This is a genomic window from Haloferula chungangensis, from assembly GCF_042664875.1.
GTDB classification, from domain to species: domain Bacteria; phylum Verrucomicrobiota; class Verrucomicrobiia; order Verrucomicrobiales; family Akkermansiaceae; genus Haloferula; species Haloferula chungangensis.
Genome location: NZ_JBHTBS010000002.1, coordinates 282,998 through 307,724, shown reverse-complemented (window position 1 = coordinate 307,724; position 24,727 = coordinate 282,998). Strand labels below are relative to the sequence as shown.

The following is a 24,727-nucleotide window of genomic DNA, read 5'->3' as shown; positions in this document are numbered from 1 at the left end:
TAAAGTTGTGGGTTCACTCAGTAGACATCGCGCTGGTAGCGCTTGGCCTTTTTCAGGGCATCGACGTAGGCCTCGGCTTCTTCGCGGGACTTGCCACCCTGGGTTTCAATGACGGTGATCAGGGCTTCGTTCACGTCGTGCGCCATGCGCGAGGCATCGCCACACACGTAAAAGTAAGCTCCTTCCTCAAGCCACGTGTAGAGCTCCTTTGCCTGCTCGATCATGCGGTCCTGCACGTAGACTTTCTCCGGCTGGTCGCGCGAGAAGGCGACATCGAGGCGGGTCAAAGCACCACTCTTCAGATGGTCCTGCCATTCGAGTTGATAGAGGAAATCATAGGTATAACGCTGATCTCCGAAGATCAGCCATGACTTCCCTTTCGCACCGGTCTCGCCACGATGTTCGACGAAAGCCCGGAACGGCGCGACGCCGGTTCCCGGACCGACCATGATGATCGGCGTGTCGTCCGAGGCAGGCAGACGGAAGTTCTTGTTGGTGTGGGTGTAGACCAGAACATTGTCGCCCTGATTGACCAGATCGGCAAGGTAAGTGGATGCCACACCCTTCTTTAACGAGTCATGGGCTTCGTAGCGCACCGAAGCAACCGTTAGATGGACTTCATCGGGATGAGCCAGGGGACTCGAGGCGATCGAGTAGAGACGCGGCGGCAATTTCCTCAGGATGGAAACCAAGGCATCTGCCGCCAACCCCTGCGGCGCAAAGTCCGCAAGCGCATCGGCAAGCCAGCGTCCCCAGAGATAATCGCGAAGTTCGTCCTTCGCGTCGTCCGCCAGCAAGGCGGAAAGCTTATCGGAAGAAACCACCTCGTTAAGCTTCTTCAACACCGCCTTTGAAATCGTCGTGATCTCCAGATCTTCGCGAAGCACATCGGCGAGGATCTTGGGACTTCCACCCTTCAGCGTCACCTCTTCACTGCCCTTAAGTTTCGCGGCCTTGAGAACGCCTTCGACCATGTCGGGTGCGTTCAGCGCGATGACTGCCAGCGCATCGCCGGGCTCATAGCTCAAGCCGGAGCCTTCGAGCGAAAGTTCATAATGCCAGGTTTCCTTGGCGCTGCCTTCCCCGTTGAGAACCACCTTGTCGAGCAACTCGGATGGGAACGGGTTCTTCTTTCCGAACTCCGTGCCTACTACTGGCGCAAAGCCTGCAGATGCCGGTGCCGCCGTCGCGGTAGCGGGACCAAATCCCGACAGCGCAGCATCGACCCATGTGTTGTAGGGCTCTTCAAAATCAACATCGCAATCCTGACGCGGAGCAATCCGGCTTGCACCAAGCTCTTCAAGACGCGCATCGACGTCCTTGCCGATTTTGCAGAACTGCTCGTAGCTGGTATCGCCAAGCGCGCAGACCGAGAAGCGGAGCTTCGAAAGCTCGCGCGCGCCACTCATGAAGTCGTTGTAGAAACTCACCGCAGACTCGGGCGGGTCGCCCTCACCCCAGGTGCTGACGATGACCACGAGATTCTCAACTTTCGTCAAAGCATCCGGAGAAATCTCCGACATGTTTTTCATCACTGCCTTGAAGCCACGCTTCTTGGCGGATTTGACGGTCTGAGCCGCTAGCTCTTCGGCATTCCCCGACTCCGTGCCGTAAAGCACTGTCAAAGGAAGGGAAGCAGCTGCCGGAGCTGCCGCCGGAGCAGCAGAATCAGCGGACAAGAATCCCGCGAGCCAGAAGCGCTGCCCGGGTGTCAGCCCGGAAAGAAGCGAATCAAGATTGCGGCGTTGATCAGGAGTGAATGGAGCGTGCTCGGGAAGCATTACCTTAGTAATTTACCTTTGTTTGTAAGGTTTCGCCGAGAGCCTTCACTCTCGAAGCGCCCTACGCAAGCGAATATTTCATGAAGTGGCTTTCGGACGAATCACCCGATGCGCGCAAATCTACGCTGAGACACGATGTTCCAGCGGAAGATTGCAAGACCATCAGCCGCGTGCCGTAAGGGACTCCAGTGAAATTTTTTCAAACGCTTCTTGTCGCCCTGTTGCTGACCCATCCGGTCCTTGGCGCCATCAAACTCCCCCATCTTTTCTCCGATGGAGCGGTGCTGCAGCGAGACCGGTCGGTGCCCGTCTGGGGCTGGGCCCAGCCCGGAAAGAAGGTCACCGTCGAGTTCGCCGGACAGAAGAAGGCCACGAAGGCCAACGATTATGGAGCATGGAATCTCAAGCTCGATGCCATGCCTGCCAGTGCAAAGGGCAGGGTGCTGGTCGTCACGGAAGAAGGGTCCGAGCCTGTCCGAGTCAATGATCTGCTCATCGGAGAAGTGTGGCTCGCCAGTGGCCAGTCCAACATGGAATGGCCAATCTCCAAATGCCGCCCCGAAGACCAGGCCATCGCCAATTCCGGCCCGGTCGAGCACATGCGAATCTTCAATGTCCCGAACAAGCTGTCGCCGCACCCGCTTTATGACGTCGACTCAAAGTGGCAACTGACCACACCGGAAAGCGTGAAAAACTTCTCGGGTGTCGCCTACTTTTTCGGAAGAGAGCTGAGCCATGCCCTCAAGGTGCCGATCGGCATCATTTCAAGCGAATGGGGCGGATCCCGGATCGAGCCCTGGATTCCGGAGGTCGGATTTGCCGAGGTCTCGGAACTCACGAACCTGCATCGCTACCGCAAATCACGCCTTCCCGGCACCAAGGAATACGAAGAAGCCGCGCACCGCCATCTGGCCGCGACCCGCGCCTGGATCGGCGAAGCCCACAAGGCCCTCAAACGCCACCAGACCCCCCCCGCCCAGCCACCCGCTCCCGCCGTTCTGTCGGTAGGCCACAATGCGGAACTCGGACTCTATCAGGCGATGATTCATCCTCTTCAGCCTTACGCCCTGCGCGGATTCATTTGGTACCAGGGCGAATCGAACCTTGCCGACGGCTTGCAGTACCGCTGGAAAATGGAAGCACTCATCAAGGGCTGGCGAACGGCTTTCCAGAATCGCGAGGCTCCCTTTCTGTTCACCCAACTCGCCCCCTTCAACTATGGCAGGAAAGCGTCCCTCCTCCCCCAGCTTTGGGTCGCTCAACGCGAAACGCTTGAGGTTCCGCATACCGGCATGGCGATCATCAACGACATCGGCAACCCGAAGGACATTCATCCGACCAACAAATCCGATGTCGGCCATCGACTCGCGCGACTCGCCTTGGCCGATAGTTATGGGAAAAAGGATCTGGTGAAATCCGGACCATTGTTTCGTGACTTCACGGCAAAGGACGGGAAAATCACGATCTCCTTCGATCATGCCGGCAGCGGCCTGAAAACGAGGGATGGCAAGGCGCCCGACAGCTTCGAGATCGCCGGAGCCAATGGAAAGTTCCATCCGGCCCAAGCCGATGTCGATGGCGACAAAATCGTCCTTCATAGCGATCAGGTGCCCGACCCCACTCAGGCCCGCTTTGCCTGGTCACAGACGGCTTCGCCAAATCTCGTCAACAGCGCCGATCTGCCGACATCGGCATTCCACACCCACTGGCCTCATGACCCCGAACTCGGCCGCAATGTCGCGCTCGGAAAACCGCATACCTCGAGCGATCCTAACAAATCCAACTGGAACTCCGGACTCACCGATGGCAGCTGGAAGGGCGAAGCCGGGCAATGCTTTGCAACTGGCTCCGCCCCACTTCCCAAGCACGCCACCATCGATCTCCTCTGCACCAAACAGGTACACGCCGTGCGGGTCGGAGCTCCCGCTTACGGTTCCACGAAAACCATCGCCGTTTCCGTAAGCGCCAACGGCGATGCCTTCGAGGAAGTCGGACGCTACACCTTCAAGCCAAAGACCGACGACAAAACCACCATTCGGTTTGAAAAGCGCCCTGCCCGCCACGTCCGCATCACTTTTCTCGAGCAGCATCCGAAGCAGGACAAATACGCCGCGGAGATCGGTTTCATCCGCGAGGTCGAAGTCTTCGAGTCAAAGTAGCCGACGGCGCCGGGACTCGGCGTCCTTCCGCTCGATGACCCGCACGTCCTAACCTCTCCACTCCCAGTTCATCACCACCTCGATATCGGGGTGAAGGCTGTGATGCACCGGGCAGCCCTTCGCTGCGGCTTCCAGCATCGGCCTTTCGGGGTGGTCCGCCGCCAAGGGGAGGGATATGTCCATTTCAATCTTGGAGATCCGGCGGGGTGTATCGACTGCCATGTGCTTGCGCACCTTTACGGTCGCCCCTTCCATCGCGATCTCCTTTCGCTGGGCGACGATGCCCATCACCGTGCACATGCAGGCACCGAGGGCTGCCGATACCAGATCGGTCGGCGAGAAGGCTTCGCCCCGTCCGTTGTTATCTACCGGTGCATCGGTCGAAATCACGTTACCCGAAGGTCCGTGGGTGGCGGAGCAGTGAAGCCCCCCTTCATACTCAATCTTCATTTGTACCATCTTCTTCGAATATTTTGATGCTTTCTTCTTCCGTATCGCCTTCCGATTCCTCCTCGATCACTTCCCTCGCGATCACCACACGGAATCCGTAGGTGCCTTCGCTGGCCGTGGGCGGCTGAGGGTTCCGGGAGTCGATATAAAGATCCTTTTTCTGATGGCTCAGCCACCCGCCGCCCCGCAGCACCCCTTCCCCATCGGGCAAACTCAGGCTGCTGTAGGAGTCGCGCACCCATTCCTGAGCATTGCCGCAGAGGTCGAAAATCCCCAGCTCGTTCGCAGGAAACGATCCCGCTGGTGAGGTCGTGCCAAAGCCGTCGTCGTACCCCTCGATCTGGCTGCCGAGCGAAAGCTCCGATTCCTCTCCCGCCAGATTGGCAAAGCTCGCAGGTGGCGGCCAATCGACTCCCCAGAAAAACACCCCGGATTTTCTTAAGTCCCGTTTCGCCGGTGAATAACCCGCAATTTCCTCCCGGCCGGCCAGCGCGCTCCATTCGGTATCTGTTGGCAGCCGGTATTCCAAAGAACGCTTCAGGCGATCTTCACCTCGCTCCTTGGCTGTCAACCACTCACAAAAGGCCTCTGCTTCGTCACGTGAAATGAAAACCACCGGATGGTCGGCATTCGGATCATCCAACTCATCACCTTCCACCCCATCCGCCACCAGTGGCATCGGCGTCCCGACACTTTCCGCAAAGGCCCGGTAATCCTGTCGGCGAGTTTCCCAGATAGCCGCCATCCACTCATTGCCCATCGGAACGAATTTCATTCCCAGAGAGTTTTCCCACGGTCGATCAAGGATCACGCTGGTGTCTTGTTCCAAGGTCAGCGCGAGCTCCTGATTTTCCCGCGGCCCAATGGTGATCTCCCGCGTCTCGGATTTGTAACCTTCGAGAGAAGCCGTCAGCTTCCAGGTCCCCGGACGGATCAAATCAACCAGCAACTGGCCATCGGCAGATCCCCGTTTGATCCCGTCAAAATAGATTTCCGCCCCTGGCGGTTCGGTGCTCACCTGAATGCTTCCGTAAGGAATCTGCCGGACCAACACGCGGAAAGGCCGCCAGCCTTCCTTCCTCGCCACCCCACTCAGGTTCTTGTTCTCAAACTTCTGCGGAAATCGCGGAACAGCCTCGTAATGTTCTGTGAGATAGCCCCGCTCGATGCCTGTCCTTACCAGCCAGTTGCAATAGTTCATGGCCTCGCCCACGCTGGTCAGCACCCGTTTTTGCTTCTTCCCGGACTCCACGACTTCGAGAATTTGCGCAATCCCCTCGGGGCGTTCCTCGGATTCGATGTATTTTTCCCAAGCCGGTTCGGTCACATAGAGGACGCTTTCATGATTCTCCTTCAACGGTCGATATTCTCGGCCGAGATGATCACTCCAAGGTTCGTTGATCGTCGGCGGCGCAAAGATCTTCAGCTCCGCGCGAATCACGAATGGCTCCTCGGAGGCCTCCGGTGGCACCACTACCGACACCTCGTACGGCTGATAGCCATCCTGAACAAAGCGCAGCTGAAGTTCCTCGCCGACGTATGCCGGAAGCACATCGGTCGGAGTGTTTCCAATCGCCTTGCCGAACTCGGATCCATCCGACACATCCATCACGTCCGCATCCTCGGGAGTGCTGGTGATCCGTATGTAAGCCTGCTGTCGCTCAATCGCGGGGGGCTCCTCAGAGACACCGGTTATCGAGCGCAGCCACGGGCTGTCGCTCGCCATTTCCCACGCCCCCCACATGAGCGCACCGCCAAGAACCATCGAGGTCAGAATCGCCCCCACGGGCCGGCGTTTCCGCCGCCGCTTGCCCGACTTCAGCTTCCCCAGCGCGTCAGAGAGCTCCCCTGCCGTCGATATGGTTCGCCGCGAGAGGTGCGGCTCGCAGACTTCGCAGATGATCTGATTGAGCGCCAGCCAGGCTTTTCGCTCGGGGCCTTCGGGCAATTCGTCCGGCAACTCCGGAAAATCCATCCGGTCCTTCCCGGTCGCCATTTCATAAAGGACCTTGCCCAGCGAGTACACATCCGCCTGGGCCGAACCCGGACCTTCCGGCGGCACAAATCCTTCCGTTCCCACAAAGGTCCGCTGACCCCGTGCCGCCACCAGCCCGATATCCGCCAACTTGGCATTGCCATTGACGAAGATCACATTGGCCGGCTTCACATCGCGGTGCGCCAAACCATTGTCGTGAAGATGCCGAAGCCCTTCCGAAAGACTCAGGCCGACTTCGATGCAGGCCTCGGTTGAAAGCCGCCTGCCTTCCTCCCGCTTGATGTCGCTGCGCAAGGTCCGCGCCTCATACTCGATGGGGTTGATGTCACGCCCGGTGGTGATGTCATCACCGAGCTCCATCACATAGTAGTAAAACTCACCGCCCTCGGAACGGCCGACATGCAGCACCTTGACCAGGCCGACGTGGTCTCGCGAAATCGGCTCGTATTTCAGGATTCCCTCGAACTCCCGTTCGAAAGAGCGCTCGTCGTCAAAATCTTCACGCCAAAGAACCTTCACCGCCCGCAGGGCACCCGTTACCCCGCGCGCCAGCCACACCTCACCATACGCACCGCCCCCGAATCGCCTCAGGACCTCGTGGTCCGGAATCTTGGGGTCAGGGCGCGGTTTAGTCGTCGGCATTCTCCTCTAGTCGGGCGAGTTCCTTTTTCAATACGGCACCAACCCGATGCTTGGCGAGATAGACCTGAGCCATGCTCACATTCAGACGCTCCTGAACCTTGCTCGCATCCCATTGGCGGACCACATAGTAGTCGAAAATCTGATACTGCTTCGGTGAGACCTGGGCCTTCACGCGATCAAGCGCGGCATCCGCCATGTTTTTCTTCCATTCGACATCCCACAGGCGGTCCAGCAGATCACCCTTCGGGTCCTCAAACCGATCGATCACCGCGGTTTTGCGATCATCTCCCCAATCTCCCCCGGACATCGCCGTGTCCTTCTTCCGCTTGCGGAACTGATCGTTGATCCGCCAGCGCGTCATGTTCATCAGCCAGGTTTTGAACGATCCCTGTGCCGGGTCGTAGAGCTTCTTCTTACTTTGCTTGGCGATCGATAAAATCGTTTCCTGCACGCAATCATGCGCTTCTTCCGGCCGGAGACCCGCCTTGATGCCGACGGCGTAAATCAAGCGCCAGTAGGTCTGGTAGAAATCCTCCCAAGTCCGGCGATCCTCCCAGTCATCCAAACGGGCGATCAAACTTTGACGAGTCTTCTCGCAAGCTTCCTTCAGGACCTTCTTACGCTCCTTGTCTTCCTTTTCCTCGTTTTCAACGTCGTCGTCGGCCATGTGCGAAACCCCTTACCATACCAAAGCGCCTCTGTCTTTCACCGACTTCGGCAGCCTCCAAACCCGTGGAATCCGCCATTTCGGCGCGCTATTGATATTCAAGGCATCCGAAGGAATGGGAGGGATCTCTCCCCGATCCAAGAAATCCCGCAGCTCTCTCGATTTTGCTCCATTTCATGGCCATCAGACGAAGCCTGCAACATCGACAGGAGATCCCATCACGGTATCCGGAGGCCCTGCTGCCGCCCTTTCCGGTCATACCTTCCTCAATCTAAGTCGACACTGACCTTGACCCGCTCTCTGCACCCCAGTACGCAGTCCGCACATGGGATTCGATACACTTGGGCTTTCCGAGCAAGTTCTGCAAGCCGTCACCGAGTCGGGATATGACAACCCGACGCCAATTCAAGCGCAAGCGATCCCCCTGATTTTGGGAGGAAGAGACGTGGTTGGCGCATCGCAAACCGGCACCGGCAAGACCGCCGCCTTTGCCCTGCCATCGCTGAGCAAAATCCAGCCCATGGGCAAGCCTCAGATCCTCGTCCTCGAGCCAACCCGCGAACTCGCCCACCAGGTCGCTGAACAGTTCGAACACTACGGAAAACACACCGGCTGCAAAGTCGCCCTCCTCTACGGCGGCGTCGGACTCGGTGCTCAGATGGAGCAGCTCGACAAAGGCGCCGACATCGTCGTCGCCACCCCCGGCCGTCTCGTCGACCTCTTCTACCGCGGCAACATGCGCTTCGGGGACCTCAAGATCCTCATCCTCGATGAAGTCGACCGCATGCTCGACATGGGCTTCCTTCCGCAGGTCCGCAAGATCGTCAACCTCTGCCCATGGGAAGGCCGCCAGACCCTCTTCTTCTCAGCCACCATGCCGGCCGCGATCCAGACCTTCGCGATGTGGTGTCTCACGGACCCTGCCGAAGTCGAAATCGCACGGCGCTCGGTGCCGACCACCGTCACCCACGCCTTCTACCCGGTCTCGATGGACCAGCGCGACGAACTGCTCATCGCCCTGCTCGACTCCATCCAATACAACTCGGTGATGATCTTCACCCGCACGCGGAAAGAAGCGGATCAGGTCTGCCACATGCTCAAGCAGCAGGGCCATGAAAAGGTCGCCGCCATGCACTCGGACATCAATCAGTCCGACCGCATGAAGCACCTCGCCGGATTCAAGAGCGGCGAATACGAAGTGCTCGTCGCCACCGACGTCGCCGCCCGTGGCATCGACATTTCCAGCGTCTCCCACGTCATCAACTACCGCGTCCCCGAGAACGCCGAGGACTACGTTCACCGCATTGGCCGGACCGGTCGCGCCGAAGCCGAAGGCGATGCCTTCACGCTTCTAACAGCTGACGAACTCGACTACGCCAAGTCCGTAGAAATCTTCATCGACCAGGAGATCCAGCGCAAGAAGCTCGATAACTTCGACTACATCTACACCGCCCTCCTCGACGACTCCCCTGCCAAACCCATCCGCAAGAAGCGCGGTGGTGGCGGCGGACGTAAGAAGAGAAGATAAATGAGTGGGTATGGTGCAGTGACTCGCGGAACCCCCCTCGGATGTGTCGTCGGGGTTCTATCACTAATACCTCTCATCACAGCGATTCTCGGAGGCTTCGGCCTCCACTGGCAAGGAGAGCTTCCAGCCGGCGAACGAAATCCTGAGTTCGAAGCTCTTTTCAACAGGTGTATCTGGGCCGGATCCGTAGGCTTTGTTCTTCTTACGGTCCTTTCGGTATTTATTTTTAGGCGCACCAACTGGAAGTCTTTCGACCCCAGTAGTCCAAACTCCCATATGTAATCGATGAGAGTCCTCGCCATCGATCCCGCCATTCGCAACACGGGTTACGCCGTCATTGAAGGCGATCACCGGAGTGCCAAGGTCATCACTTACGAAGTGATCCGCATTCCCAAAGCCATCCCCCAGTCCGCCGCCCTCGCGGCCGTGCGCACCCACCTGACGCACCTCATCCAGACTCACGAGCCGGATGAAGTCGCCGTCGAAGGCATCATCTACGTTCAGTCTCACAAGACCGCGATTTCCATGGGAGCTGCCCGTGCCGCCGCCCTCATCGCCGCCGCCGATGCCGGCCTCAAGGTTTACGAATACGCGCCTTCAAAAGCGAAGAAAGCCGTCGTTGGCAATGGCAAGGCCGACAAAGCCCAGGTCGCCTTCATGATCCGCGCCCTGCTCGGACTTTCTGAAACCCCACCTCACGACGCCGCCGACGCCCTCGCCATCGGCCTCGCCCACCTTCAGGCCTCCGACCCAATCCGCGCCAAGATCCTCGACCGCCGCCAAGTCTAAGGGAGCAAGGGCATTCCTGCCCTGTCCAATATCGCCATGAAAGTCCATCGATTCGACACCCCCCAGCCCTACGAACAAAGTCTCGCGCTCCAGCAGCAAACCGTCGAAGCCATCCTCGCCGGACAGGAGCCCGAAACCCTCTTTCTCCTCGAGCACGAACCGGTTTACACCATCGGCCGCCGACGCGATCAGTCCTCGCTCAAGAACTCCGACGCCCTCCCCGCCCCCGTCTTTGAAATCAACCGCGGCGGCCAGGCCACCTACCATGGCCCCGGCCAACTCGTCGGCTACCCGATTCTCGATCTCCGCCATCGTGGCAAGGACCTCCACGAGCACCTCCGCAAACTCGAAGAAGCCCTCATTCTCACCTGTCACGATTTCGGCATCCCCGCCACCCGACGCGAGGGCCTAACCGGCGTGTGGGTCGAGAACCGCAAACTCGCCTCCATCGGCGTCGGCGTCAGCAAATGGATCTCCATGCACGGCTTCGCCATGAACGTCACCAAAGAGTGCCTGCTGCCCTTTTTTGCCATCACCCCCTGCGGCATCGACGGCGTCGTCATGAGCTGCGTCGAAAACGAAGCCGGCCGCCCCGTCAGCGTCGACGAGTTCAGCGAAAAGTTCGTCCCGCGCTTCGGAGAGCTGTTTTCGGCACCAGAGGGCCCCTCGCTCGACCATTAATTCTTCTTGCCATACATGGTATGGGCCCATACCGTGTATGGCATGAAAATGACCATGCACATTGACGACGCCTTGCTGGCTCGGGTCATGGATATCCACGGAATTGAAACCAAGACCGAGGCCGTCCATTTTGCCCTGAACGAGCTGGATCGTCGCTCCCGCTTGAAGGAGATGCTGAAGACCGGCCTGGGCTTATCCCCTGACGAGCTCAAGGGAGGCGTCTACGAAGACTACGACCCGACCCACCTGCGAGTCGCTGAACCGGAGACGCCTTATGGATCGAAACGTTCTGATTGATTCGAATATCTTCATTGGCGCCCTGAGGGAAAACCGGGATCCATTGTTGGATATTTATCAGCGTCTCGATCTCGTGGACGTGGTTTCCTGCGGGGTCGTCAAAGCGGAGGTTCTTCGTGGAGTGAAGAACTCCAAGCTCCGCGACAGACTCTCGGACTTCTTCTCAATTACCCAAATGGTGCCAACCAGCCCCAAACTCTGGGATGAAGTCTGGGCGCTTGCCTGGAGAATGGACCGCATGGGCAAGGTCATCCCTCTAACCGACGTCATCATTGCCGCATGCGCACTGCGTGCCGATGCCGCCGTGCTCACCTACGACAAGCATTTCCAATGCGTGCCAGGACTCGAGGTGTTAGAGCCCTGATCGAAGTTTACCCGATGTTCGTGAACACCACCTGGACGTCATCATCGTCCTCGATCTTCTCAAGTAGTGCTTCCACTTCTTCCATCTGCTCGTCGGTCAGCTCCACCGGCTGAGTGGGAATCCGCTCAAGACCTGCCTTCTTCACCGGGATCTCCAGTTTTTCGAATCCGCCGGTAAGGTTCGCAAACTCGGTGTAGTCGCCGATCGCCCGCGCGATTCCATCTTCCACTTCCAGCTCTTCGAGCCCGCAGTCGATCAGTTCCAGCTCCACTTCCTCAAGATTGATCTCATCCGTGACCTCGAACTCCACCACCGCCTTGCGCGTGAACATGAAGTCGAGCTGACCGCTGTTTACCAGCTGGCCACCATTCTTGTTGAATATCGTCTTCAGGTTTCCAACCGAGCGGTTGGTGTTATCCGTCGCGCACTCGACATAGAACAAGGAACCGTGTGGCCCCTTGCCCTCGTAGTTCACTTCCACGATGTCCGCCGCATCACTGCCTGAGGCCCGCTTGATTGCCGCATCGATCTTGTCTTTCGGAAGGTTCTCCGCCTTGGCATTGTTGATCGCCAGACGCAGGGGCGCATTGGCATCCGGGTCGGGCCCGCCATTCTTGGCAGCGAGGGTGATCGACTTGGCGAGTTTCGGAAACACTTTGGACATTTTGTCCCAGCGGGCTTCCTTGGCACGGCGGCGGCATTCAAAGGCTCTTCCCATAATTCGTTCTTGGCTGCACCGAATTCAGCCCATCCCCCGGCATTCCGCAAGCTTACGAAGAAAGTCTCTCCCCGAAATTCGCGTAGCCGTCCCGACAAACTCCAATCGGTCTCCGATGAAAAAACCCTTTCTACTGCTTCCTCTTCTCTTTCTGCTGCTCCTTGGGCTGCTGATCTGGCATCCGTGGCGCCGCGACTCTCCCAACCCGCAGGTCACGACCTCGGCGCCCCCACCCTCTCCTTCTGAGGCGATCCCACCAGCCGCCGCACCCCCAAGCTTGGAGCCCGTCTACGAAACGAAGCCCGCCAGTCACGACGGCATCGGCAAGTTCTACATGGGTCGGGAAATTTCCCAGGTCATGGGCCACGAAGGCATCGACTGGTTGGAACGCGACAATCGCGAGGCCGAAGAAGCCCCTTCGGAAGCCATCGCCGCTCTCGACCTGAAACCCGACGCCATCATCGCCGACATCGGAGCCGGCTCCGGCTACTACACGTTCCGCATCGCCGAACTCGTTCCGGACGGACAGGTCATCGCCGTCGACATCCAACCCGAGATGCTCGCCTTCATCGATGCCCAGGAAGAGGAACTCGGCCTCGACAACGTCACCGCCCACCTCGGATCCGTCGACGATACTCAACTCGATCCCGAAAGCATCGATGCCGCTCTGATGGTCGATGCCTACCACGAGTTCTCGCATCCTCGCGAAATCATGACCTCCATCGTTTCCGCCCTGCGCCCCGGCGGCAAGGTCTTCCTCCTCGAATACCGGGCCGAGGATCCCTCGGTCCCCATCAAAGGGCTTCATAAAATGACTCAGGCTCAAGCGATCAAGGAAATGGAAGCCGTCGGCCTCGCCTGGGAGACCACTCACGACTTCCTCCCCTGGCAGCACTTGATGGTGTTCACAAAGCCCTAACAGACACCTCGCCGACGCCTAACCATTGCCCACCGTCCGCTCGAATAAGCTTCTCCCCCTCGTCTCCTCGCGACAAAAGAAAACGCACCCCCATGCCCACCTCACCACATCCTGTTGCCGAATCGGCCGTTCCCCTAACTCGACACTTGAGTTTCGGCCTTCCCGGGTTCCACTAGAGCCACCACCGCCCCGTATCGATCAATCTCGTGTCTTCCGTCCGGTTTCTCTTCCTCCTCCTACTCGCAGGCTGCTCTTTGCCTTCGTCGATCGACCCATCGTCGATTCCATCCGGACCGTCACGCTACCTTCAGACGTCGGGAAGCCTCGGACGATCGTTTCAGCCGTGGTGGAAATCCTTGTCCGACTCACGCCTCGATCGCGATGTGCAGGAGGCACTCGCCGGCAACCTTGCTCAGAGGCAACTGGCCACCCGCATCGAGCAAGCTTCCGCAAGCCTCCGCCGGGAAGGCTCGGCACTCTTTCCCCAGGTCGACCTCGCCGGCGACCTCAACTATGACTCATTCGATCCGGGAAACTCCGTGAAGTCCGCCTCCTTCGGCTCGCTACTCTCCTGGGAGGTCGATGTCTGGGGGCGCATTCGTTCCGGAGTCCGCGCCCGTGAACTTGAGCGCGATGCCGCTTTCCAGGATTGGCTCGGCGGACGCCTGTTTCTTTCCGCCGCAGTCGCAGAAACCCGCATGATCATCCTCGAGCAACGCGCTCGGCTCGCGGTGCTCAATTCTCAGATCGATACCAATGGCACGCTGCTCGAGCTGGTCCAGGCACGCGTCGCCCAAGGCCTCGCCTCACGGGTCGATCTGCTCCAGCAGGAACGCCAGCTCGATGCCACCAGGGCCCTCGTGCCACCTACCGAGGCAGACATCGCGGCCGCCCAGTACGCCCTCGACGTCCTCGCCGGCAAGGCCCCGGGAACAAGCTCGAAGGACACCCGGGCGTCCCTTCCCGATCTCCCCGCCCTACCATCCGCCGGAGTCCCCTCGGATCTGCTGAAAAACCGGCCCGATCTTCTAGCCCAGTGGAACCGTATCCTCGCTCTCGACTCCGAAGTCGCCCAAGCGCTCGCCGACCGGCTTCCCCGTCTGGTGATCGGCGCGTCCATCGACCGCGGAAGCTTCGATGGCATCACCAGCACGATCACCGGCCTCATCGCCGAAGCCACCCTTCCCGTCATCGATGGTGGGGCGCGTCGTGCTGAGGTCGAACTCCGCCGCAGCCTCCTCGAAGACGCGCTGTTAGGGTATTCCAAAACTTATCTCGAAGCGATCCGCGATGTCGAAACGGCGCTGGTTCGCGAGCGCAAACAAAGTGAACGCATCCAGCTCACCAGACGGCAGCTGCACACGGCTCGCAAAACCCTTGAGGAAACCCGCATCCGATACAGTCAGGGTCTCAGTGACTACCTGCCGGTGATCGATGCGCTCACATCCGTCCAGCTTCTCGAACTTACGATGGTGGCCCTTCAGCGCGAAGCCCTGGTTCTCAGAATCGGCCTGCACCGCGCCCTTGGCGGCCCCATGCCTCACACCAACCCTCCTGATTTCTCCTCATGAAAGCCAAGTTTCTCGGCCTCATCATCGTCCTCGCCGGAGCGACCGTCGCCTGGCTGCTTCTCCGCACCGCACCCGTCGCCGAAACCAAGGAAAAGGTCCGTTCGGCAAAAGTCGTGCAGGTCATCAATGTGACGCCCAACAATTACCCTGTCACGCTCTCTGCCTACGGCACCGTCATCCCCGCCCGGCGGCTGATCGTCCGCCCCGAAGTCACTGGCCGAATCGAATCCCATCATCCGTCCCTGGTCCCGGGAGGGCGGATCAAAGCCGGCGAAACGCTCTTCAAGATCGATCCATCCGATTATCAGATCGCCCTCCGGGAATCGAAGACCGCCCTCGAGGAAGCTCAGGCGTCAATCGATCTGGAAGCCGGTCGCCAAACCGTGGCCCAGCGGGAATACGAGCAACTCCTCATCGATCTCCCCGATGCGGACATCAACAAAGCACTCGTCCTGCGAGAGCCCTTCAAACGTCAGGCCGATGCCTTGTTAGACCGAAGCACCGCCCAGCTCGCCAAGGCCGAACTGAACCTATCGCGCACCACGGTCCCCGCCCCGTTCAATGCCCTGGTCATCGAGGAGTCCATCGAAACGGGCCAGCTCGCCGATTCCGGCACTCCGCTCGCAACCTTGGTTGGCGACGACGCATTCTGGGTCCGGACCAGCATCCCCCTTTCCGAACTCACCGCCATCAAGCTGCCCAGCTCCGACCAGCCCGGCGCCAGCGCCAAAGTTCGCGTCGCTTCCTCCTCCGGCGACGATACCAGCCACGATGGCAAGGTCGTCCGCCTGCTCGGTGACCTCGAGGAGGGCGGCCGACTCGCCCGCGTGCTCGTCGAAGTCGCCACGCCCCTGGACAACAACAAGGCTCAACCCCTCCTCCTCGGCTCCTACGTCCGGGTCGACATCGATGCCGGCAATATCGACAATGCGCTGGAAATTCCGCGCTACGCCTTGCGCGAAGGGGACCGGCTTTGGATTGTCGACTCCAACAATCAGCTAGTTGTTCGCGAACCAAAAATCCTCTGGCGGAACGAAGACACCGTGCTCACCAGCGACGTTCTGGAAGATGGTGAATCGTTGATCGTTTCCGATCTCCTCTCGCCACTACCAGGCATGGATCTCGCCCCGCAGCCGTCCACCACCACGCCCGACCACTGAATCATGACCCATGAGTCCAAAGGCCTGATTCCCTGGTTTGCGCGCAATCACATTGCCGCCAACCTGCTGATGATCACCTTGCTGGTGCTCGGCGGTGTCACCATTTTCAAGATCAAGCAGGAGGTCTTCCCGACCTTTGTCCTCGATACGGTCGTCGTCGACGTCCAGTACCGCGGTGCCTCGCCGGTGGAGGTCGAACAATCGGTGATCGTGCCCATCGAATCCGAGCTGCGCGGATTGGAAATGGTCAGGCGCCTCGAGGCCGTGGCGCAGGAAGGCCGTGGCGTGGTCACCGCCGAAATCTTTCCCGACTTTGATCGCAATCGAGCGCTTCAGGAGATCACTGCAGCCGTACAGCGGATCCCCGTCTTTCCCGATGAGATCGAACCACCGCTCGTGCTGTTAGGCGAAGGTCGCCGACGCGACGTGATGCGCGTCGCCGTCTCCGGCGACATCCCGGAACGCGACCTCGTCGACTTTGCCCGTCAGATCGAGACCGGCCTGCTTTCCCAACCGGAAATCTCGCTGGTCGAGCTCAGCGGCGTCCGTCAGCCGGAGATCGAAATCGAGATTCCCCGCGAAACCCTGCGCTCGCTCGATCTCACGCTTGGCGACGTGGCCGATACCATTGGTGAAGCAGCGCTCGACGTCCCGGGCGGAACCCTCCGCACCCGCGGCGGCGATCTCGCGCTACGCACCAAAGAGCGCCGCGATCAGGCCATCGAGTTCCGCGACATCCCCGTGGTCAGCACGCCCGACGGATCCAAGGTCCGGCTCGGCGACATCGCGACGATCACCGACGGTTTCGAAGAATCCCAGCGCGAGGCCTATTTCTACGGCAAGCGCTCGGTCACGATCTCGGTTTTCAGCTCGGAGAACCAGGCGCCTCTCGAAGTGGCCGCTGCGGTCCGCCGTTTCATCGAGAAAGAACAGGAACGCTTGCCGGACTCGGTCACCGTCAGCCTCTCACGTGACCGGTCATCAGAGTTCGAGGAACGCATCAGCCTGCTGTTAGAGAACGGTTTTGCCGGACTCGTTCTCGTCGTCATCGCGCTCGGGCTGCTTCTCGATTTGCGGGTCGCATTCTGGACCGCCATCGGAATTCCCGTCGCCATCCTCGGCTCCATTGCCCTGCTTCCGGTCGGTGGATCGACGATCAATATGATTTCCCTCTTCGGCTTCATCGTCACCCTCGGCATCGTCGTCGATGATGCCGTAGTGGTCGGCGAAGACATCTTCCACAAGATGTCCGAAGGCATGTCGCGTCTGGATGCCGCCATCCATGGTGCACGGGAAATGACCACGCCGGTTCTCTTTGCCGTCACCACCAACGTGCTGGCCTTCCTTCCCCTGCTCTTTGTTCCGGGCGAAACCGGCCAGTTCTTCGAAGTCCTGCCTTCGGTCGTCATCGCCGTCTTCACCGTCTCCCTGATCGAATGTCTTTTCATTCTCCCGGCCCACCTTGCATCCGCCGGGAAGGCGAAGCCGTCCAACTCCTGGTTCAACCGCATCGACCGCGCCCAGACGCGCGTCCGCCACCGCATCGAGAATGCCATGGACCGGATGTATCGGCCGATGCTCATCTTCGCGATCAAGCATCGGGTGATCACTCTGGCGTCGTTCTGCGCCACCTTGATGATCGTCGCCGCCTGGGTCTGGAGCGGCCGCATTGATTTCAAGTTCAGCCCCCAGATCGAAGCGGATTTCATTCAGGCCGAAATCGCCATGCCCGCCGGCACTCCGGTCGAACGAACACGCGAGGTCTGCTGGCTGGTCGATGCCGCCGCCAAGAGAGCCCTCGAAAAAGCAGGCGAAGGCGAGATCACCACAAGCATCGCTGTCGAACTGGGGGACAAAGGGGCCAACCTTGGAGAAGTCGCCATCACACTCGTGCCGCAAAGCCAACGCAAGATCACCGGACGGGGTTTCGCCGACCTGTGGCGCGACGAACTCCCCGACATCCCCGATCTTGAGTCGATCTTCTTCGACTACCTCGTCGGCCCTGGCGGCGAAGCTGAAATCGACATCGAACTTGCCCATCCCGATCTCGCCACCCTGCGTCTGGCAGCCGATGAAGTCGCGGCAACGGTGGGCAGCTACCCCGGGGTGACGGACGTGCGCAAGGGCTCCGGACGAGAGACGCCCGAACTGCAATTCGAGCTCACCCCAGAAGGTCGTGCCCTCGGTCTCACCGCCGAAGGTCTCGGCGAGCGGATTCGCAACTCTTTCTACGGAGCCGAAGCCCTTCGCCAACCGCGCGGACGCGAAGAAGTCCGCGTGATGGTCCGCACTCCCGAATCGGAACGTCGCTCCGAACGCTCGCTTGAAGAATTAATCCTGCTGGCACCCGACGGCACCGAAATTCCTCTCGGTGAAGCGGCCAGGATCATCCGTTCGAAGTCACCGCTGCGAATCGAGCGAGTTGATGGCGGCCGCGTCATCGGCATCACGGCAAATGTCACCGCCGGCGTCACCACCGGCAACAAGGTCCTCTCCTCCCTGGAAGCCCGGGAACTTCCCGAGATCCTCGAACGCTATCCTGGTCTGACCTACAGCTTCGAGGGCGAGCAACGCGAACAGCGCGATGCCATGCAACGCCTCGGCTGGGGCCTGCTCGCCGCGGTCTTCGCCGTCTACGCCATCATGGCCGCGATTCTTCGCAGCTACCTGCAAGCCTTCATCATCCTGCTCACCATCCCCTTCAGCCTCGCCGGAGCGATCGTCGGGCACATCGTCCTGGATACCGATATTTCGATCTTCAGCATCTTCGGCATGATCGCCCTCTGCGGCATGGTCGTGAACGGTGGCTTCGTGCTCGCCGTCACCCGCGAACGCTACATCGCCGAAGGCATGCCGATCGCCAAGGTCACTCACGAATCCTCCGCCCGGCGCTGCCGACCGATTCTCCTAACAGCCATCACCACCTTCCTGGGACTAGCTCCGATGATTTTCGAAACGAGCATCCAGGCACTCTTCCTCGTCCCGATGGCCATCAGTCTCGGCGTCGGCACCCTCGCCTCGGCCATCGTGATCCTGCTGGTCATCCCCGCAGCCTTCACCCTCACGGAGACCCTCGAATCCTTCGACGCCGACGCAACGGTCGACGAAGAGAACCGTTAGGCGAGTTCGCTCAATGTGCTGAGCCAGCCTCCCCGACCGCACAAGCAAAGGAGGATTCAGGTGATGATCTTTCGGCCGTCCGAGGCAAGGACGGCCTGATATGTCACCTTGGTCTGGCACGACCTGTTCTCACTTGTCGCCGCGTCCCGACGTCACCGTTGCCCGGTGACGACACCGCTCGGATTGCCGGATCAATGTGGCGAAAACTTTCCACGGACCCGACGGAAAGAGATTGCCAACTCTAAAAGCTCTCGAAAACAAGAGTCTTCATAAGGAGGCGATCTCGCCGTGGTGACAAAATCGTGGAATGGCACCGTGACGAGCGACGGTGCAAACGTCACATGACATTTTCGCGACCGGATACCTTTAGCAAAACATCGTCATCCCATGACAAGTCACCGCTAATCCGGTGCGAATACATCGCCGGAGATTGAAAACATTAATCATCATGAAATCTCTCCAAGCCTTGTTCTTCGTGCTCGCATCCTCGGGCCTCACCAGCGCCGCCACCTTCTGGGGTGTGACAGACGGCAACAATCTCGTGTCGTTCGATTCCGCCAATCCAGGAACTTTCCTGACGACTACTTCGATTAGTGGTCTGGTGGCCTCCGATGGAGTGACTGCGGATCCCTACGCCTCGATCGTCAATCTTTCCTACAACCCCGCGACCGGCCGCTTCACCGGTATCGACACCAATGCCAATATCTATCAGGTTGCCCAAACCGGAGATGCCGTATTGCTTAGCAATGTCTTTGCCCCCGCCGGATACGATGCCGGATTGGCTTATGACAGCTTTACCGGAGGCTTCATGTATGCCGACGATGCTGGCGATCGATTCAACATCAACAATGCCGGTGTCGCGAGTTCGGTGGGCTCCGCTTATTATGCCACCGGAGACATCAACGAGCTGACAGCACCCTCCATTTCCGGACTGGCCATTGATCCTGACTTCGGCACGGCCTTCTTTCTCGATGCCTCTCTCGGAATCATTGCTCAGGCGCTGGACCCCGATGCGCTCGAACTTTTCACCCTCGGCGACCTCGGCGTCTCCATCACCTCCTACGGTGATCTGGGTTTCGATCTCGATGGCAACCTTTACGCCTCACTATCGACCGACGGATTGAGCTCGGGCTTCTACGCCATCGATCAACTCAATGGATCTGCAAGCCTCATCGGATCCTTCGGCCAGGGGGTCACCACCATCACCATTCCTGAGCCATCTTCCACGCTCCTCGGAGCCTTTGGCATCATGTTCCTGCTTCGTCGCCGCCGCGCCTGAGTCCCCTTTCCATCCCTTTCCCTTTCCAACTAACATCATGAAAAATACAGCCTATATTCTTGCCGGTCTCACACTGGCTTCGCCCTTGCTTGCGCAAGGTTTCAAAACCTCTGAGTTCCCCTACATGGCGGACCAGGCAAATGGAGACTTCAATTACGAACCCATCGTTACCGTGGGCGACCGGGTGCCGCTGACGGGCGACTCATCGAAGGAGTTTGCATTTGCTGGTCTTCCCGATGCTTCCGGCATCTATCGCGACCGGATCACCGGAGAGATCATTCTCTTCTGTTCTCACGAGGCTGGTCAGGATGCCCTTTCCACCGCCATTCCCGGCGAGTCACCGTTCCGGGGTGCCTATGTTTCGCGCTACGTTCTGAATGAAGACGGTTCCGTGGCCAGCGGAAGTGTCGCCTACACGGAAGTTTTCAAAGAAAATGTCCGTTGGGGTGATACTCCGCGACAGGGTGCGGTTAGCGCCTTCACGCGTTTTTGTTCAGGTTCGTTCGCCGGTCCAGAGCACGGGTTCGACCGTCCGATGTTCCTGACCAACGAGGAAACGTTCGGTTCCGCCCAGTTCTCAACCATCACTGCCAACAACCCGAATGGCGACGGCCTGGGTGCCCAGTCAGTGGCCATTTTTGATGGGAAAATGCACACACTTCCAGCTCTTGGCCGCGTGGGTCGTGAGAACACCATCGTCCAGCCGCGTCGCGATGCGAAGACGGTCGTGATCTCGACAGAAGATGCCGGTGCTCCTTCTTACGTTTACATGTATGTGGGGACCAAGCTGCGTCGTTCCGACAGCGGACTGGACAAGAATGGTCTCACCAATGGTGAGGTGTATGTGCTGTGCTCACGCGACCAGCAAGACAATGAAGGCACCTTCAATTCAGGAACGCTCGCGGTGCAGTGGCGCATGATTCCGAACGCGAAGGACCTTTCCGACGATCAATTGCTCACCCAGGCGGATGCGCTTGGCGCCTTCGGTTTCATTCGTGTTGAAGACACCGAGTTCGATCCAGCCGCACCGACCCGGAACCTGTTCCTGGCCACCACGGGTGGAAGCCTCTCAAACCGTCTTGGTCGCCTCTATCAACTGACCATGAACCCGGTCAATCCCCAGGCGGACGGAACGTTGACGGTGGTCTACAACGCCGATCAAATCGTCACTCCTGGCGGATCCTACACGGGAGCCGTTGCGGGTAGCCTTGTCGCAGCCAACGGAGGTTCCCCCTCCCGTCTTGGAACTTACACCCGGGTTGCGGGTGACATTGATGCCGGTGTGGATTTCGCAGTCAGCATCGACAACATTGCCGTCACCAAGGATTTCATCATGATCCAGGAAGACCGTAACTCCCCGGCCGACGAAGTGTTCGCCAAGTACGACCGCAACGGAGCGATCTGGTCACTCGACCGCAACAATGGCAACCAGGCCAAGCTGCAGTCGACCTTCAACTACGGTCAAATTCAGGCTCGCGACGGTCATGGCCCTCTCTCGGCCGGCCTTTGGGAGTCGTCCGGCGTAATTGCCACCGATGAGTTCTTCGGCCCCGGCACCTTCATCACCTTTGTGCAGGCACACGGTCAGAATGGCGTGTATGCGGACGCCCAGGGTGACCTCAATCGCTCCATCCGTTCCAACATTCCCGACGGCAATGGTGGCACGCTCACCCGCTTGCAAGCACGTGAACAGTACGGGGAAGACGGACAGATCCTGATCATGCGTCCGAAACAGTAATCGGCTCCCGATGACCTCCGAATCCTAAGATATATCTCAGTGAAGACCGGTCCGGCTCCCTTTCTTGGGCCGGCCCGGTTTTCCGTTCTCTGCTTCTTGTGAAAATCATGACCGGCCCGCAGTCCCTGAGTCTTTTCGCCATCTTCTTGTGGCTTGAGTCGCTCGTCCTTGCCATCGGCGCACTTGTCTCGTCCGATGCCGCTCTGTTGCCGGCATCCGCACTGATGGTGGTGCTTGGTAGCCTTCATGCCGCACGTCCGCTGATTGGACTTGTATTTGGCAGCATCGCAGCCGGTCTCTTTCTAACAGGCGTCATTCCTTTCAGCTCCTCGGTGGACGCCCCCGTTACCCATGCGGTTGCGGCGCTCATTCTCGGAGTCGCCTGCGCTTTCACCGGCATCCTTTTCAATCTCCAGTCCGAAGAGCAAAACCCAGCACGCAAGTCACTCGTTCAGTTTGCTGTTTTTCTTCATTTTCCCATCGCCGGTCTTTTCATGGCCGATCCATTCACAACCCTATCCACCCATCGAATTGCCGCGTGGGTGATGTTAGGTCTATTCGTCCTCGTCACTGCGGACACTCTATCGAAAGTTGTTTCCCGTCTCTACACACCAAAACGTCACTGGCATCACCTGCCGGATTATGGCGCGTTTTTCTTTTACCGCTTCCTGGGTCCCAGATTCGATGCGCTGTCTCCACCGCCTGCCCCGAGCCAGGAATCCCTGAAGCTGGCCGAAATGTGGATGTGGCCGAGTGTCCGCCGGGCACTGCCCGCCCTCGCCATCTCGGCTTTGCTGCTTAGCTGGCTGGGGACGGCGGTGCATGAAGTCTCGTCATCTCAGCTCGGTATCCGTCAAACCCTTGGATCCCTGAGCCAGCGCGAGCTTGCCCCGGGGCTCCATTTTGCCGCGCCTTACCCCTTCGGCACTCTGCACCGGGTGGAAAGCGCCCGCATTCGGCAGCTTGTGCTCGGCTTCAAAACCGATCCGGGAAAGCCCATCCTCTGGGAACGCGCCCACTATGAGGAAGAGGAGATCTCACTTGTCGGAGGTGGCGATGACTACCTCTCGATCTCCGTTCCGATTTCCTACCGCATCGCCCGACCATGCGATTTCCTCCGCTCGACGGTCGAGGCGGAGAGCCTACTCGAATCCCTCTCAGCACGAATCCTTCAGCGCCTTACCGCTTCGCTTCCGGCATCCGAGATCATGACGACCGCTCGGGAAGCACTTCGTTCGAAGATCAAGCTCCAGCTCCAGCACGATCTCGATGCACTTCATTCAGGAATCCTCATTGAGACGGTCCACCTGCGCGACATCCATCCGCCGGTGAATGTCGCTCCGTTCTTCCAGGACGTCGTTTCCGCCATCGAGGACAAAGAGACGGCCATTCATAGCGGCGAGGAATACCGAAACGACAACCTCCTGCGTTACGCTGGGAATGCGAAGGCAATCGTCATCAGCGCCGAGTCATCCCGGGACAATCGCATTCTGGCCGCGCGTGGCGATACCGACCGCTTCCAAACCCGTGCTCGTGCTCGTGCGCAATCACCTTCCCTCTACGATCTTCGCGAAGGCTTCGCCGTCTACGACACCACACTGGGCGGCGCGAAGAAGGCGATATTCGACGATCGCATCCAGGGCGACATGCCGATGCACCTCGACCTCCGGAAAGTCCTGAATCCTGACCTCATCGACCGGGTCCCGCCCGTTCCTCAATCACTCATCGCCCGTCCCGGCCGATCGAGGGAAGCCTTTGACCTCGAGATCGAAGGCTACCTCCGCGCCGACCGCGGTGAGATCCCGGCACCGGATTTCAGTCCTGCCGATCCTGACAACACTCTTGAATCCGAAACACCCGAGCCATGAGCGAATCCAGCGAAGCGCCCTGCAACAAACGCATCACCATCATCCGTACTGTCCTGATCCTCGCGGTGGGCATCGCCGTGCTCACCTCTGCGTGCGGCTTCATTCTCAGTGAGACGGAAAAAGCCATTGTCCTACGATTTGGAAAGCCGGTCCGCACGCATAGCGAGCCCGGATTCTACCCACGTCTTCCCGTGCCTCTGGAACGCGTCATCCGGATCGACCGACGTCTTCAGCATGCCGAAATCCGACTCAGCGAAACCCTCACCAAAGACCAGAGAAATGTTATCATTCCGGTCTTCTTCACGTGGCGGGTCGACGATCCCCTGCGCTACCATAACTCCGTCGGCAACATCGCCAGTGCCACCGAAAAGCTCGACGCCCTGATCACCTCGGCGCGAAACTCGGTGATCGGCTCCCACGCCTTTTCCGAACTCATTGCCCCCGTAGGATCTCCGACCAACCTGCCGGCGATCGAGGATGACATTCTAACACTTGCCGCGCCGGACGCACTTTCCCAACTGGGGATCAAGTTGCTTTCGGTGGGAATCACCCGCATTCAGCTTCCGGAAGCGAACACGGAATCCGTATTCCGCCGGATGCGTGCCGAGCGGAAACGGGAAGCCACAAAATTCCGTGCCGAAGGTCGGGCCCAATCAGTCACCATGAAGGCCGAAACCGACCGCGAAGCGACCCGCCTTCTTGCCGACGCCAAACGTCAGGCAGAGGAGATTCGTGGCGAAGCGGAAGCGGAAGCCGCCGCGCTTTATGCCGCAGCCCACGGCAGCGATCCGGAGTTCTACCGCTTCCTCCGCGAGCTCCAGTCCCTACGCACCATTGTCGATAAGAACACCACCCTCGTGCTCGATACCAGCGTCGCCCCGCTGCACTGGCTGAAAAACAGGGACGACCCTCAATCAAGTCCATCCAGCCCACCGCCCATCCCGAAGAATCACGAACTCACCCAATCACCATTCCTCAACGACAAGCCTGCTGAATAACT

At 59.3% G+C, this 24,727-nt stretch carries 19 protein-coding genes; 14 read left to right on the top strand and 5 right to left on the bottom strand.

The features are described 5' to 3' along the window. Window positions 1-17: 17 nt before the first annotated feature. Entirely contained in the window at window positions 18-1,781 is a 1,764-nt protein-coding gene (locus ACFQY0_RS05190; RefSeq protein WP_379709923.1) for a diflavin oxidoreductase, read from the bottom strand. Window positions 1,782-1,969: 188 nt separating this feature from the next. Here ACFQY0_RS05190 and ACFQY0_RS05185 point away from each other — a divergent pair, with 188 nt between their 5' ends. After that, window positions 1,970-3,940: a sialate O-acetylesterase gene (locus ACFQY0_RS05185; RefSeq protein WP_379709921.1), complete on the top strand. Its 1,971-nt coding sequence runs from the start codon at window positions 1,970-1,972 to the stop codon at window positions 3,938-3,940. Between the two features lie 48 nt (window positions 3,941-3,988). On the opposite strand, the gene ACFQY0_RS05180 is transcribed toward ACFQY0_RS05185, so the two are convergent. Genes ACFQY0_RS05180 through ACFQY0_RS05170 form a run of 3 tightly spaced genes read right to left on the bottom strand, consistent with a single transcriptional unit; the run spans window position 3,989 to window position 7,695 of the window. Next, window positions 3,989-4,390, bottom strand: coding sequence for an OsmC family protein (locus ACFQY0_RS05180; RefSeq protein WP_379709919.1), 402 nt, complete (start codon window positions 4,388-4,390; stop codon window positions 3,989-3,991). Further along, window positions 4,380-7,028: an SUMF1/EgtB/PvdO family nonheme iron enzyme gene (locus ACFQY0_RS05175; RefSeq protein WP_379709916.1), complete on the bottom strand. Its 2,649-nt coding sequence runs from the start codon at window positions 7,026-7,028 to the stop codon at window positions 4,380-4,382. Before ACFQY0_RS05175 ends, ACFQY0_RS05180 begins: the two co-directional genes overlap by 11 nt. After that, window positions 7,015-7,695, bottom strand: coding sequence for a sigma-70 family RNA polymerase sigma factor (locus ACFQY0_RS05170; RefSeq protein WP_379709913.1), 681 nt, complete (start codon window positions 7,693-7,695; stop codon window positions 7,015-7,017). The genes ACFQY0_RS05175 and ACFQY0_RS05170 overlap by 14 nt, the downstream gene beginning before the upstream one ends. A 325-nt stretch (window positions 7,696-8,020) precedes the next feature. Between ACFQY0_RS05170 and ACFQY0_RS05165 the strand changes: the two genes are divergently transcribed. The 5 genes from ACFQY0_RS05165 to ACFQY0_RS05145 all read left to right on the top strand — a co-directional run bounded on the left by ACFQY0_RS05165 (window position 8,021) and on the right by ACFQY0_RS05145 (window position 11,354). Further along, window positions 8,021-9,223 carry a DEAD/DEAH box helicase gene (locus tag ACFQY0_RS05165; RefSeq protein ID WP_379709911.1) on the top strand — a complete coding sequence of 401 codons (1,203 nt, stop codon included), beginning with the start codon at window positions 8,021-8,023 and terminating at the stop codon, window positions 9,221-9,223. 285 nt (window positions 9,224-9,508) lie between these two features. Continuing rightward, window positions 9,509-10,012 (top strand): crossover junction endodeoxyribonuclease RuvC, encoded by a 504-nt coding sequence (gene ruvC, locus ACFQY0_RS05160; RefSeq protein WP_379709908.1) that lies wholly within the window; start codon window positions 9,509-9,511, stop codon window positions 10,010-10,012. A 36-nt stretch (window positions 10,013-10,048) separates the two neighbouring features. Further along, a complete protein-coding gene (gene lipB / locus ACFQY0_RS05155; protein ID WP_379709906.1) occupies window positions 10,049-10,693 on the top strand; it encodes a lipoyl(octanoyl) transferase LipB in 645 nt (214 codons plus the stop codon). 15 nt (window positions 10,694-10,708) lie between these two features. Continuing rightward, window positions 10,709-10,990: a type II toxin-antitoxin system VapB family antitoxin gene (locus ACFQY0_RS05150; protein WP_379709904.1), complete on the top strand. Its 282-nt coding sequence runs from the start codon at window positions 10,709-10,711 to the stop codon at window positions 10,988-10,990. Beyond that, a complete protein-coding gene (locus tag ACFQY0_RS05145) occupies window positions 10,968-11,354 on the top strand; it encodes a PIN domain-containing protein (protein ID WP_379709901.1) in 387 nt (128 codons plus the stop codon). The genes ACFQY0_RS05150 and ACFQY0_RS05145 overlap by 23 nt, the downstream gene beginning before the upstream one ends. 7 nt (window positions 11,355-11,361) lie before the next feature. Here ACFQY0_RS05145 and ACFQY0_RS05140 read toward each other — a convergent pair whose 3' ends face one another. Further along, a complete protein-coding gene (locus ACFQY0_RS05140; protein ID WP_379709899.1) occupies window positions 11,362-12,072 on the bottom strand; it encodes a YebC/PmpR family DNA-binding transcriptional regulator in 711 nt (236 codons plus the stop codon). A 115-nt stretch (window positions 12,073-12,187) separates the two neighbouring features. Here ACFQY0_RS05140 and ACFQY0_RS05135 point away from each other — a divergent pair, with 115 nt between their 5' ends. The 8 genes from ACFQY0_RS05135 (at window position 12,188) to hflC (ending at window position 24,725) form a co-directional block, all read left to right on the top strand. Beyond that, entirely contained in the window at window positions 12,188-12,991 is an 804-nt protein-coding gene (locus ACFQY0_RS05135) for a class I SAM-dependent methyltransferase (RefSeq protein ID WP_379709897.1), read from the top strand. Between the two features lie 206 nt (window positions 12,992-13,197). Beyond that, window positions 13,198-14,562 carry an efflux transporter outer membrane subunit gene (locus ACFQY0_RS05130; RefSeq protein ID WP_379709895.1) on the top strand — a complete coding sequence of 455 codons (1,365 nt, stop codon included), beginning with the start codon at window positions 13,198-13,200 and terminating at the stop codon, window positions 14,560-14,562. Next, a complete protein-coding gene (locus tag ACFQY0_RS05125; protein ID WP_379709893.1) occupies window positions 14,559-15,722 on the top strand; it encodes an efflux RND transporter periplasmic adaptor subunit in 1,164 nt (387 codons plus the stop codon). The genes ACFQY0_RS05130 and ACFQY0_RS05125 overlap by 4 nt, the downstream gene beginning before the upstream one ends. A gap of 3 nt (window positions 15,723-15,725) precedes the next feature. Next, on the top strand, window positions 15,726-18,842 hold the full coding sequence (locus ACFQY0_RS05120) for an efflux RND transporter permease subunit (RefSeq protein ID WP_379709891.1): 3,117 nt from the start codon (window positions 15,726-15,728) through the stop codon (window positions 18,840-18,842). Window positions 18,843-19,290: 448 nt separating this feature from the next. Further along, on the top strand, window positions 19,291-20,121 hold the full coding sequence (locus ACFQY0_RS05115; RefSeq protein WP_379709888.1) for a DUF4394 domain-containing protein: 831 nt from the start codon (window positions 19,291-19,293) through the stop codon (window positions 20,119-20,121). A 37-nt stretch (window positions 20,122-20,158) separates the two neighbouring features. Next, entirely contained in the window at window positions 20,159-21,859 is a 1,701-nt protein-coding gene (locus tag ACFQY0_RS05110) for an alkaline phosphatase PhoX (RefSeq protein WP_379709886.1), read from the top strand. A 107-nt stretch (window positions 21,860-21,966) separates the two neighbouring features. Then, the gene (locus ACFQY0_RS05105; RefSeq protein WP_379709884.1) at window positions 21,967-23,727 is read left to right on the top strand and encodes an SPFH domain-containing protein; all 1,761 of its coding nucleotides are present in this window, start codon (window positions 21,967-21,969) and stop codon (window positions 23,725-23,727) included. Then, a complete protein-coding gene (gene hflC, locus ACFQY0_RS05100) occupies window positions 23,724-24,725 on the top strand; it encodes a protease modulator HflC (RefSeq protein WP_379709881.1) in 1,002 nt (333 codons plus the stop codon). Before ACFQY0_RS05105 ends, hflC begins: the two co-directional genes overlap by 4 nt. Window positions 24,726-24,727 lie beyond the last annotated feature (2 nt).